This is a genomic window from Enterobacter sp. BNK-16 (genome assembly GCF_048684955.1).
Lineage (GTDB): Bacteria > Pseudomonadota > Gammaproteobacteria > Enterobacterales > Enterobacteriaceae > Enterobacter > Enterobacter bugandensis.
In genome coordinates this window covers 745,814-758,333 of the sequence record NZ_JBLQTQ010000001.1, presented here as the reverse complement: position 1 = coordinate 758,333, position 12,520 = coordinate 745,814, and the positions used below count along the sequence as shown (strand labels likewise).

11 protein-coding genes are annotated in these 12,520 nt (G+C 57.5%); 3 read left to right on the top strand and 8 right to left on the bottom strand.

Annotated elements, in window-relative coordinates; genetic code table 11:
- The first annotated feature begins 6 nt into the window (after positions 1 to 6).
- A complete protein-coding gene (gene malQ, locus ACMGGH_RS03730; RefSeq protein ID WP_232949146.1) occupies positions 7 to 2,088 on the top strand; it encodes a 4-alpha-glucanotransferase in 2,082 nt (693 codons plus the stop codon).
- 59 nt (positions 2,089 to 2,147) lie between these two features.
- Here the strand turns inward: malQ and gntT are convergent, their stop codons facing one another.
- From gntT to gntX, 3 genes are all read right to left on the bottom strand, one after another.
- Entirely contained in the window at positions 2,148 to 3,464 is a 1,317-nt protein-coding gene (gene gntT / locus ACMGGH_RS03725; RefSeq protein ID WP_232949147.1) for a gluconate transporter, read from the bottom strand.
- A 307-nt stretch (positions 3,465 to 3,771) separates the two neighbouring features.
- Positions 3,772 to 4,347 (bottom strand): Fe-S biogenesis protein NfuA, encoded by a 576-nt coding sequence (gene nfuA / locus ACMGGH_RS03720; protein WP_003861601.1) that lies wholly within the window; start codon positions 4,345 to 4,347, stop codon positions 3,772 to 3,774.
- 61 nt (positions 4,348 to 4,408) lie between these two features.
- Entirely contained in the window at positions 4,409 to 5,092 is a 684-nt protein-coding gene (gntX, locus tag ACMGGH_RS03715) for a DNA utilization protein GntX (protein ID WP_192971943.1), read from the bottom strand.
- 36 nt (positions 5,093 to 5,128) lie between these two features.
- Here gntX and bioH point away from each other — a divergent pair, with 36 nt between their 5' ends.
- Together bioH and ACMGGH_RS03705 are read left to right on the top strand one after the other, a co-directional pair.
- Entirely contained in the window at positions 5,129 to 5,902 is a 774-nt protein-coding gene (bioH, locus tag ACMGGH_RS03710; protein ID WP_045630304.1) for a pimeloyl-ACP methyl ester esterase BioH, read from the top strand.
- 111 nt (positions 5,903 to 6,013) lie between these two features.
- Positions 6,014 to 6,283: a YdgH/BhsA/McbA-like domain containing protein gene (locus ACMGGH_RS03705; RefSeq protein ID WP_045259364.1), complete on the top strand. Its 270-nt coding sequence runs from the start codon at positions 6,014 to 6,016 to the stop codon at positions 6,281 to 6,283.
- A gap of 33 nt (positions 6,284 to 6,316) precedes the next feature.
- Here the strand turns inward: ACMGGH_RS03705 and feoC are convergent, their stop codons facing one another.
- The 5 genes from feoC to greB form a co-directional block, all read right to left on the bottom strand.
- On the bottom strand, positions 6,317 to 6,553 hold the full coding sequence (gene feoC / locus ACMGGH_RS03700; protein ID WP_045259363.1) for a [Fe-S]-dependent transcriptional repressor FeoC: 237 nt from the start codon (positions 6,551 to 6,553) through the stop codon (positions 6,317 to 6,319).
- A 12-nt stretch (positions 6,554 to 6,565) separates the two neighbouring features.
- Positions 6,566 to 8,884: a Fe(2+) transporter permease subunit FeoB gene (gene feoB, locus ACMGGH_RS03695; protein WP_232949148.1), complete on the bottom strand. Its 2,319-nt coding sequence runs from the start codon at positions 8,882 to 8,884 to the stop codon at positions 6,566 to 6,568.
- 30 nt (positions 8,885 to 8,914) lie between these two features.
- The gene (gene feoA / locus ACMGGH_RS03690; RefSeq protein WP_006177893.1) at positions 8,915 to 9,142 is read right to left on the bottom strand and encodes a ferrous iron transporter A; all 228 of its coding nucleotides are present in this window, start codon (positions 9,140 to 9,142) and stop codon (positions 8,915 to 8,917) included.
- 289 nt (positions 9,143 to 9,431) lie between these two features.
- Entirely contained in the window at positions 9,432 to 11,762 is a 2,331-nt protein-coding gene (locus ACMGGH_RS03685) for a Tex family protein (protein ID WP_232949149.1), read from the bottom strand.
- A gap of 86 nt (positions 11,763 to 11,848) precedes the next feature.
- Positions 11,849 to 12,322 (bottom strand): transcription elongation factor GreB, encoded by a 474-nt coding sequence (gene greB / locus ACMGGH_RS03680; protein ID WP_014885539.1) that lies wholly within the window; start codon positions 12,320 to 12,322, stop codon positions 11,849 to 11,851.
- Positions 12,323 to 12,520: the final 198 nt, after the last annotated feature.

Below are 12,520 nucleotides of genomic sequence, written 5' to 3'. Positions count from 1 at the left end.
AGCGCGATGGAGAGTAAACGTCTGGACAGTGCCGCGCAGGCGGCGGGAATTAGCCTCAGTTACATCAATGCGCACGGCAAACCGCAGTCTATTGGTGCGGACACCAAAAGACGTTTGCTGGATGCCATGCACAAAACCGACGCGAACGCGTCGGTTGCTCCGGTGCCAAACGTGAAGGTCTTTACCGCAGGCAAAAAGATGCCGCTGGCGGTGGAGGGGCGCGGCGAGTATAGCTGGCTGCTCACCACCGAAGAGGGGCATCAGCATAAAGGCCACGCCACCGGCGGCAAAACGTTAAACCTTCCGGCAAAGCTGCCGGAGGGCTACCACAGCCTGACGCTCACCCAGGACGAACAGCGTTTTCACTGCCGGGTGATCGTCGCGCCAAAACGCTGCTATGAGCCGCAGGCGCTGCTCGAAGGCAAAAAACTGTGGGGCGCCTGCGTGCAGCTCTATACGCTGCGTTCAGACAGCAACTGGGGCATCGGCGATTTTGGCGATCTGAAAAAGATGCTGGCATCTGTTGGTGAGCGCGGCGGCGCGTTTATCGGCCTCAACCCGATCCACGCGCTCTATCCGGCCAACCCGGAAAGCGCGAGCCCGTACAGCCCGTCTTCCCGACGCTGGCTGAACGTGATTTACATCGACGTTAACGCGTTAGACGATTTCAAAAACAGCAAAGAGGCACAGGCGTGGTGGAAGCTTGAGACCACCCAGCAGCTGCTGAAGCAGGCCCGCGATGCGGACTGGGTAGATTATGCCTCCGTGACCGCGCTGAAGATGGCGGCTCTGCGCCTGGCGTGGAAAGGCTTTGCGAAGCGCGACGACGAGCAGATGGCGGCCTTCCGCCAGTTCGTGATGCAGGAAGGTGAAAGCCTCTACTGGCAGGCGGCATTTGATGCGCTGCACGCGTATCAGGTGAAAGAGGACGAAATGCGCTGGGGCTGGCCGGTCTGGCCGGAAGCGTATCAGACCGTGGATACCCCTGAAGTCAAAGCCTTCTGTAAAAATCATGCCGACGAGGTGGACTTCTACCTGTGGCTGCAGTGGCTGGCGTACAGCCAGTTTGCCGCCTGCTGGCAGGTGAGCCAGGGCTATAAGATGCCGATCGGCCTGTATCGCGATCTGGCCGTGGGCGTGGCGGAAGGCGGCGCGGAAACCTGGTGTGACCGTGAGCTTTACTGCCTGAAAGCATCCGTCGGCGCGCCGCCGGATATCCTCGGCCCGCTCGGTCAGAACTGGGGCCTGCCGCCGATGGATCCGCACGTGATGGCGGCGCGCGCCTACGAGCCGTTTATCGACCTGCTGCGCGCGAACATGCAGAACTGCGGGGCGCTGCGCATCGACCACGTGATGTCCGTGCTGCGCCTGTGGTGGATCCCGTACGGTGAAACGGCCGATCACGGGGCGTACGTGCAGTATCCGGTGGACGATCTGCTGTCGATCCTGGCCCTGGAGAGTAAACGTCATCAGTGCATGGTGATCGGTGAAGATCTCGGTACCGTACCGGTGGAAATTGTCAGCAAGCTCCGCGACAGCGGGGTTTATTCCTACAAAGTGCTCTATTTTGAAAACGACCATGAGAAAACCTTCCGCGCGCCGAAAGCGTACCCTGAACAGTCAATGGCAGTCGCGACGACGCATGATCTTCCTACGCTCAGAGGCTACTGGGAAAGCGGCGATCTGACCCTCGGCAAAACGCTGGGCCTCTATCCAGATGAAGAGGTTCTGCGCGGGCTGTATCAGGACCGCGAGCTGGCGAAGCAGGGGCTGCTGGATGCGCTGCACAAGCATGGCTGTCTGCCCAAGCGTGCCGGACATAAGGCGTCGCTGATGGCAATGACCCCAACGCTCAATCGTGGCCTGCAGCGCTATATTGCCGACAGCAACAGCGCTTTGCTCGGCCTGCAGCCGGAAGACTGGATTGATATGGCGGAGCCGGTGAACGTTCCGGGCACCAGCTATCAGTACAAGAACTGGCGCCGCAAGCTGTCCACAACGCTTGAGACGATGTTTGCCGATGGCGGAGTGAACAGGCTGATTAAAGATTTGGATAAGCGCAGAAGGGCGGTGGGTAAGAAGTCGTAATTTGCCCCTCACCCTAGCCCTCTCCCCAAAGGGGAGAGGGAACCGATCGAGCAGGAGAGTCAGAGAGCCATATTCAACAGCAGACACCCTACCAGGCCGCAGACCGAAATAATGGTTTCCAGCATTGACCAGGACTTGATGGTCTCACCGATGGTCAGGTTGAAGTACTCCTTGAACAGCCAGAAGCCCGGATCGTTCACGTGAGAGAAAATCACGCTGCCGGAGCCTACCGCAATAACCATCAGCTCAGGGCTGACGCCCGTGGTGGCAATCAGCGGCGCAACGATACCGCCCGCTGTAATCGCCGCAACGGTTGCAGAACCCAGCGCGATACGCAGCACGGCAGCAATAGACCACGCCATCAGGATTGGAGAGATATTGGTTTCATGCATCATGGAAGCGATGTATTTGTCCACGCCGCTGTCGACCAGCACCTGCTTGAACGCACCGCCACCACCGATAATCAGCAGCATCATGGCAATGATTTTGATGGACGAGGTCAGCGTGTCGTTGATCTGATCCATGGAGCGGCCACGGTTCAGGCCGAAGGTGAACATCGCAATCAATACCGCAATCAGCGTTGCCATCACCGGGTCGCCGAGGAACTCGGCAACGGCCAGGAAAGCGTGGCCTTTCGGCAGGATCATCTCCGCCACGGCGCGCATTGCCATCAGGATCACCGGTACCAGCGAGGTCCAGACGCTGACGCCAAAGCCTGGCATCTCTTCTTCAGTGAAGGTTTTGGCGCTGTACAGACCTTCCGGAATAGGCTTATCAATGCCTTTCAGGAAACGGGCATACACCGGGCCTGCCAGAATTACGGTCGGGATCGCCAGAATCGTACCGAACAGCAGGGTTTTACCCATATCGGCGTGGAAGATGGTGGCGATGGCGGTTGGACCCGGGTGCGGTGGCAGGAAGCCGTGGGTCACGGACAGCGCAGCAGCCATTGGCACACCCACGAACAGCAGCGGGATGTTGGCCGCGGCGGCGATGGTGAACACCAACGGCAGCATCAGCACGAAGCCCACTTCATAGAACAGCGCGAAACCGACGGTAAAACCGGTTAACACCACCGCCCACTGGATGTGCTGTTTACCGAATTTGGCAATCAGGGTGGTGGCAATACGCTGCGCGCCCCCGCAGTCCGCCAGCATTTTACCGAGCATGGCGCCGAAGCCCATGATCAGCGCCAGGCTGCCGAGCGTGCCGCCGACACCGGCTTTGATAGAGTTGATAACTTTAACCAGCGGCATCCCCTGCATCAGACCGACTGCAAGTGCCACCAGAACCAGAGCGATAAATCCGTTCATTTTGAAGCGGATCATCAAGAGCAGTAATAACACAACACCGATAGCAACGATGACTAATGGCATGATTTACCTGGCCTTTGAATTGTTATGGGTAACGTCATTGTTTCAACGACAAATTCCGGTTGTCCCAACTGGGAACAGAGTGGTTAACGGCACTCATACTGATGCCTGCGAAACAGTTAAGTTTAGTCGGCTGTTATAAGGGTGTTGAGTGCCCACGAGAATGATACGGGTAACATATCGTGGTTGAGAATCACCCGGTGAGGCAAAATTTGAATTATGAGACGCAGGTCAACATATAGAGGGGGGAAGGCAAGGGAGTCAGGCCCGGTAAGCGCAGCGCCACCGGGCAATACAGACGGGTACTGAATTAGTAGTAAGAGTGCTCGCCGCGCTGGTGCTCTGTCAGGTCGCGCACGCCTTTCAGTTCCGGGAATTCGTTCAGCAGCTGCTTCTCGATCCCTTCTTTCAGGGTCACGTCGACCATGGAGCAACCGTTACAGCCGCCGCCAAACTGCAGGATCGCCAGGCCGTCTTCCGTGATTTCCATCAGAGAAACGCGACCGCCGTGGCCGGCCAGTTGTGGGTTGATCTGGGACTGCAGCAGATACTCGACGCGCTCCATCAGCGGCGCATCGTCAGAGACTTTACGCATTTTGGCGTTTGGCGCTTTCAGGGTCAGCTGAGAACCCAGCTGGTCGGTGACAAAGTCGATTTCCGCATCTTCAAGATACGGCGCGCTCAGTTCATCGACGTAAGCGGTGAGCTGTTCAAATTTAAGGGCAGTGTCAGTTGCTTCCACAGCGTCCGGAGGACAATAAGAGACACCACATTCTGCATTCGGAGTGCCTGGATTGATCACAAACACGCGGATCTGCGTCCCTTCTTCCTGATTTGCCAGCAGTTTGGCAAAGTGCGCTTGTGCAGAATCGGAAATACGGATCATAGCTTTGGCCTAATAGTTGACTAAATTACCTGGGTATAATCATACGCCCATTGAAGAAGGGCTACAAGGTACGGCACAGACACCATACCTGAACCGACGCGGCGCCGCTTTGCAAAAGCAGTCGGGAAAGTTCAGCAACGGTACTGCCTGTGGTGACGACGTCATCCACGATGGCGATATGGAGGCCGTGGACCGGCAATTCAAGGCGAAAGGCGTTTTTCAGGTTCCTTTTGCGAAGCCTGGCGTTGAGCTGATGCTGGATGGCGGTGGCATGAACGCGGGTAATCGCGCTGGCATCGTAGCGACAACCCAGCCACCGGGCGAGCGGTCGGCAGAGCAGGTCGCTTTGATTATAGCCGCGCCGCCAGTGCCGGCGTCGGTATAAGGGGACATTCATCACCATGTCGATTTTCGGCAAAGCGCGGGTTCGTCGCGCCTGTAAAACGGCCAGTAAAAGCAGGCGGGCAAGGGGCTGCGCCAGCGAACTCTGGCCGGAAAACTTCAGGGCGTGAATAAGCCCGCTCAGCGGCGGAACATAATCATCCACGGTCACCAGCGCGCTCCACGGCGGGGATTTTTTCAGGCAGCGGCCGCAGGGCAAATCGCGGTTCGCCGCCGGTAAACCACATTGCGGGCAGGTTGTGATACGCCTTTCCAGCGAACGCGTGCAGACGGAACAGACGCCCCACACGCTGAGGGCAAGCGGCATTTTGCATAGCCAGCACAAGCCAGGCACTGTTAGCATGTGCAACCTCCATGTGAAAAAAGAGAACAGTAACTGATGAAGACGCTGTGGTGGCAGACCGTAGGGACAGGAAATTGCCATCTTGTGCTGCTGCACGGATGGGGCCTGAATGCGGAAGTGTGGCATTGCATAAGCGAGGAACTTGCCTCGCAATTTACGTTACATCTGGTTGATCTGCCGGGCTATGGTCGCAGCCGTGGCTTTGGCGCGATGTCGCTTGATGAAATGGCGCAGCACGTTGTAGACGCCGCGCCGCAAAATGCCATCTGGCTGGGCTGGAGTCTGGGCGGGCTGGTGGCAAGCCAGATTGCGCTCTCCTGGCCCGAGCGCGTTAGGGCGCTGGTCACCGTGGCCTCGTCGCCATGCTTTAGCGCGCAAGAGGCGTGGCCCGGCATCAAACCTGACGTTCTGGCGGGCTTCCAGCAGCAGCTGAGCGACGATTTCCAGCGGACCGTCGAGCGATTCCTCGCCTTGCAGACGATGGGCACCGAAACCGCGCGTCAGGATGCCAGAGCGTTAAAGCAGGTGGTGCTCTCCCTGCCGATGCCGGACGTCGAGGTGCTTAACGGCGGTCTTGAGATCCTGAAAACGGCCGATCTGCGCGAGCCGCTGGCCGGGCTGAGCATGCCGCACCTGCGCATCTATGGCTATCTCGACGGGCTGGTGCCGCGCAAAGTGATCCCACTTCTGGATTCCCTCTGGCCGGACAGCGAATCACATGTCATAGCAAAAGCCGCGCATGCGCCGTTTATCTCTCATCCGACGGAATTTTGTTCAGCGTTGGTTGCGTTAAGTCAACGTTTAGACTGATTATTTTCTATCCTGCCTGGAAAAAGTTACACACCGCAACCATACTCCAGATGTCGTTGCGGTTGTTCTGCCTACGATAATCAAAACAACAATCCTATGGAGAGTCAGGCTATGAAACTTGTTACGGGTATTGTCACTTCTCTGGTTATTGGGTCATTGTCATTTGGCGCCTTTGCGGCAAAAGAGCTGGAAAAAGATAAGGTTGCCGGGATGAATCTGACGAAAATTGGTGAGATTTCTACGTCTGACACCACTGCGCCGATGGACGCGAAACGTGAGCTGTCTAAGAAAGCGGATGAGCTTGGCGGCACTTACTACGTGATTACCAGCGCTGAGAAATATACCAAAAACGTACGCGCTACTGCGGACGTCTATAAGTAATACGATAAAGCCGGGCACCAATGCCCGGCTTTATTAGCGCAGTGCCCACCACTCCCTGAGACAGGCCTTTCCTTCCGGACAGCTTTTACAACTGCCGGAGAGGCAACCCTCTGCTTCTTCCTGAATCCGCACGGCTTTACCCATGGCTTCCAGGCGCTCCAGCATGGCATCGATCATCGGCTGCGGGGTATGCAGGCTAAGGCTGAGCTGTTTTGCCTCCATGCGTCCCTGCAATGCCAGTAAGTTACGAACCTGAATCAACGATGCCATCTGTTTTTTCCCTTAGTGACAGTCGCCAGCCGGGCTGTTGCAGCAGGTGGCCGGGGTTTTACGCGTCGCCAGCAGGTTGATATCAACGCGGCTTCGCGCCCGGCGCAGCAGGCCAATCACAATCACGTTAAACAGGATGACCGCCAGGATGCAGACCAGGCTGTAGCGCGGGTGCTGGCTGAAGTTAACGGTCTGGTAAAACAGCGTCGCCAGCGAGTAGGCGATATTCAGCCCCCACAGAATGGAGAAGCCCATCCAGCCGCGGCTGGACTCACGGGCAATCGCCCCCATCACCGAGATGCACGGAATATAGAGCAGAACGAAGATGAGATAGCTGTAGGCCGCTGACGCGCTGCCAAACTTCTCGCCCATCACGCCCATGGCACCGGTCGCCATTTCGCCATCGCCTTTGCTGGCCTCAATCGGGTTAGCCAGCACGCTCAGGCTGAAGGTGTCTTTCAGGCTCTGCCAGGTCTCCTCTACGGCCCCCAGCAGTTCGTCACCGAGGTGGAACTCCGCCGGGTTAAATTCCTGCTCCTGAATGTTCTCTGCGGTGTAGAGCGTGTTCAGGGTCCCGACGACCACCTCTTTCGCCATCGCACCGGTGAACAGGCCCACGGTCGCCTGCCAGTTATCCTCCTGCACGCCAATCGGTTTGAAGACCGGCGTGATGACGCGGCTGACGGAGGCGAGGGCAGAGTCGTTGATGTTATCTGCCGCCTGACCGGTGAGGGTGAAGCTGTTCAGCGCGCTCAGGAAAATACTGACAATAACAATCACCTTACCGGCGCGCAGCACAAAGCCTTTCAGGCGCTGCCAGGTCTGGATCGCCAGGCTTTTCAGATGCGGGACGTGATAGACCGGAAGCTCCATTACAAACGGTGACGCTTCACCGCGCATGATGGTGTGCTTGAGCATTAAGCCGGTCAGGATCGCCATCACGATGCCCAGCACGTACAGCGAGAAGACCGCCAGCGCGCCCTGCTGGCCAAAGAAGGCTGCCGCGAAGACGGCAAAGATTGCCAGACGCGCGCCGCAGGACATAAACGGCGCCATCATAATGGTCATCAGTCGTTCACGCGGTGCATCCAGGGTGCGCGCGCCCATTACCGACGGCACGTTACAGCCGAAGCCGACGATCAGCGGAACGAACGATTTGCCCGGCAGCCCCAGCGCCTGCATCAGGCGGTCCATCACGAAGGCGGCGCGCGCCATGTAGCCGGAATCTTCGAGGAACGAGAGGAACAGATACATCATGCCGATCTGCGGTACCAGCGGCAGCACGGTGTTGATACCGCCGCCAATCCCCTGGGCAAGGAAGATGGTCAGCCATTCCGGGAAGTGCAGGGTGTAACCTACCCACTGAATACCGTGTACGAAGACCGCGACAGAACCGGCGTCAAAAATCGGCTGCAGCGCGCCACCGATGTTAATCGCGAGCAGGAACATCACGTACATCACCAGCAGGAAGATGGGCAAACCGAGGAAGCGGTTGAGCACAATCTTATCCACCGCCGCCGTAAAGCGGCTGGGCTCTGCGGTAAGGGCGTTGCTGACCACGTCGCAAATTGACGCAATGGCCTGATAACGCGCATCGGCGATGTGCAGCGCCGGATCGTCCAGCTCGTCGCTGAGACGGGCGAGGGCCACGTCCAGTTTATCCGCCGCATGTCCGGCATAGGCGCGGCTGTAGATATCCCCTTCCAGCATCTGCAGGCCGAGCCACAGGCGCTGTTTTGCAGGCATGCTGCTGTCCATCTCCTGCGCCAGCCGTTCGGCTTCGCGCAGCAGCGGCTGGGCGTAGTGCACCAGCTCAACGTCGCGGTTTCCCGCGTGGCGGTCAATCGCCAGCTTCAGGGCGTCGATACCGCGAGCGCGGGTCGAAACCAGCGGAACCACCGGACAGCCCAGGCGCGCGGAGAGCGCATCGACGTCGATGCGCAGCTTTTGTTTTTCCGCAATGTCGAGCATGTTGAGCGCCACGATGCAGGGGATCCCCAGCTCCAGCAGCTGTAGCGTCAGGTAAAGGTTTCGCTCGAGGTTCGAAGCGTCGACCACGTTGATCAGCAGATCCGCGTCGCCGCCTAGAATGTAGTGGCAGGCAATTTGCTCATCGAGCGAAGTCTGGGATGAAATCGTGGTTAAGGAGTAGGTTCCGGGAAGGTCAACCAGGGTAACCTGATTGTCCGTTGTCGCGAACTGGCCTTCTTTACGTTCAACCGTTACGCCTGCCCAATTTCCCACGCGCTGGCGCGCGCCGGTTAACTGATTAAATAAGGTTGTCTTGCCGGAATTAGGATTGCCAATTAAGCCAATAGTTAATTTTTTCATTGTATTAGACCCACCGAAACCGCTGGCTTGTTAACGGGATAAAGATTCAACTTCAATTAATGCGAGGTCTTTTTTGCGCAGAACCAGATTTACGCGCCGGGTTTCGATATGAACAGGATCGCCCAACGGCGCCACACGCACGACCTGGAATGATGAGCCGGGCAGCATGCCAAGTGACAGCAGCTTCTGTCGATAGGCCGGGCTAATTTCGCGGGTAAAACCGGTAATTTTCCATGCACTGTCTGGAGTGAATTGCATAATGCCTGATTCCACGAGAGGTTAAATAATCTACACTGCGATGATAATGAGAATAGTTTTTATCAGCAATAATAAAAATGTGACGGGATGTTGTTAATCGTATTAATTTGCGGTCTGATTGACCTTGCTCAATATTTGCAGAATTACCCGGGAAGGAATAAAAAGCGTATTTGTTAATGGAGTGATAAATAGCGGTTTAAATATGGGTGTGCAATCGGTTTCATATATTTCGAGATGATTTTATTCCCCTCACCCTCTCCCCTTTGGGGAGAGGGTGAGGGGGGTTACCTTAGCGTTTCTTACCCATCGCCGCCGCCAGCGCGTCCATCATCGCGCTGTTGCCCGCAGGTTGCGCGTCACGCCCGCGCGGTTTTGTGGCTTTCGTGGCCGGACGCTGCTGCTCGCGGCCTCCGCCGTTGCCGCCACGGCGCGCGCTGGTGTCGCCCGGCTGCTCATCCAGACGCATGGTCAGGGCGATACGCTTGCGCTGCAGATCCACCTCCAGCACTTTCACCTTCACGATGTCGCCCGCTTTGACCACGGTGTGCGGGTCTTCAACGAACTTGTCGGCAAGGGAAGAGATATGCACCAGACCGTCCTGGTGCACGCCGATATCCACAAACGCGCCGAAGTTGGTGACGTTGGTCACCGCGCCTTCCAGCACCATGCCCGGCAGCAGATCGTTCATGGTCTCGATGCCGTCAGCAAAGGTCGCCGTTTTGAACTCAGGACGCGGATCGCGGCCCGGTTTTTCCAGCTCTTTGATAATGTCGGTAACGGTTGGTACACCAAATTTGTCGTCGGTGAAATCAACGGCTTTCAGGTTACGCAGAGCGCTGCTGTCGCCCATGAGATCCTTCAGCGCCTGCTGGGTGGCGGCCAGGATGCGTTCCACCACTGGATACGCTTCCGGGTGAACGGTAGAGGCATCCAACGGGTTATCGCCGTGGTTGATGCGCAGGAAGCCCGCGCACTGCTCAAACGCTTTCGGCCCCAGACGGCTCACTTTAAGCAGCTGCTGACGGTTCTGGAACTGGCCGTTCTCATCGCGCCAGGCGACGATGTTCTGTGCCATCATGCGGGTTAAGCCCGCCACGCGGGTCAGCAGGGGAACGGAGGCGGTGTTCAGGTCCACGCCGACGGCGTTTACGCAGTCTTCCACAACCGCGTCCAGCTTGCGCGCCAGCTGCGTCTGGCTCACGTCGTGCTGATACTGGCCCACGCCAATGGATTTCGGATCGATCTTCACCAGCTCCGCCAGCGGATCCTGCAGACGACGGGCGATGGAGACCGCGCCGCGCAGGGAAACGTCCAGGTCAGGGAATTCCTGCGCCGCCAGCTCAGAGGCGGAATAGACCGATGCGCCCGCTTCGCTGACGATCACTTTCTGTGCCGTCACTTTCGGGAACTGCTTCTGCACGTCGAGGTAGAAACGCTCGGTTTCGCGTGATGCGGTGCCGTTACCGATGGCAACCAGCTCCACGTTGTACTTCTCGCACAGCGCCGCCACCACGACGGCGGCTTTCGCTGCCTGGCCGGTGTGCGGGTAAATGGTATCAGTGGCGACCAGCTTGCCGGTGCCGTCAACGACCGCCACCTTCACGCCGGTACGCAGACCCGGATCGAGACCCATGGTCGCGCGTAGGCCGGCAGGGGCAGCCATCAGCAGGTCGTGCAGGTTACGGGCGAAGACGTTGATCGCTTCGTCTTCGGCACGCTCGCGCACGGTGCCCATCAGCTCGGTTTCCAGGTGCATCAGCACCTTGATGCGCCACGTCCAGCTCACCACGCCTTTACGCCAGCTGTCCGCCGGGGCGTTGTTCAGGCGCAGGCCGAGATGGTCGATGATAATCTGCTCGCAGTGGCTCTCTTTCGGCGGCTCGTCAAACTGCGGGTCGGCGTTCAGGGAGAGCTGCAGCACGCCTTCGTTGCGGCCGCGGAACATTGCCAGCACGCGGTGGGAAGGGGTGGTGGAAATCGGTTCGTGGTGATCGAAGTAGTCGCGGAACTTCGCGCCTTCTTCCTCTTTGCCCGCGACGACGGTAGAGACGATGTGGGCGTTCTTCCACAGATAATCACGCACTTTGGCCAGCAGGGCGGCGTCTTCCGCGAAGCGCTCCATCAGGATGTAGCGCGCGCCGTCCAGAGCGGCCTTGGTGTCAGCGACACCTTTGTCGGCGTCGACGAATTTCGCCGCTTCGGTTTCCGGGTCGTGAGATGGCTCATTCCACAGCAGCTCTGCCAGCGGCTCAAGCCCCGCCTCAATCGCAATCTGCCCGCGGGTACGGCGCTTCGGTTTATACGGCAGATAGAGATCTTCGAGTTCGGTTTTGCTCAGGGTGCCGTTAATGGCGCTTTCCAGCTCGCTGGTCAGCTTGCCCTGTTCGCCGATGGATTTGAGGATCGCCTGACGACGTTCTTCCAGCTCGCGCAGATAGCCCAGGCGGGTCTCCAGGTTACGCAGCTGCGTGTCATCCAGACCGCCTGTGACTTCCTTACGATAACGTGCAATAAACGGCACGGTGTTCCCTTCATCAAGCAGGCGAACGGCAGCTTCTACCTGTTCGGCTCTGGCCTGAAGTTCACCCGCAATAATGCGGCAGAGCGAATCTTTCATCATGGCTTTATCATCTTGTGGGTCAAAAATCAGGGGATAGTTATACGGGCTGACACGGCAAAATGCCAGCCGGGGAGGGCGCTCTCGGACTATTTTACGTAGACGATCTCATTGACGTACCAGCTGGCTTCACCGGCTGGGGTCTGCACGACGGCTAAATCGCCCACTTCCTTTTTCAGCAGCGCGCGAGCCATCGGGGAGTCGATAGAAATGTAATCTTTACGACCAAAAATTTCATCGTAACCGACGATGCGAAAACGCAGGGTGTCACCATCGTCGTTTTCAATCTCCACCCACGCGCCGAAGAACACTTTGCCCTCCTGCTGCGGGGAGTAATCGACGATTTTTAGATTCTCAAGACACTTCGTCAGATAGCGTACCCGGCGGTCAATTTCGCGCAGCCGCTTTTTGTTGTACTGGTAGTCCGCGTTCTCGCTGCGATCGCCCAGGCTGGCGGCCCAGGTCACCTTTTTGGTCACTTCAGGACGCTCTTCGCGCCACAGGTAATCCATCTCTTTTTTGAGCTTCTCGTACCCTTCGCGGGTGATCAGGGGCGTTTTCATGGTGCAGCCTTTAATGCCGGTTAACTGTCTTTGCGCACAATACGTAGCGCACAGTGTAACAGACAAGATTAATAATGATTTATGTGATGAAATGAACAGATAAGCTGCTGTTAAATATGCTTTGTAACAATTTCGACTAGAATTTATACCAGAATTAACTGGTCGAATACGTGCACTTTTTTAGAATACGCTGTTACA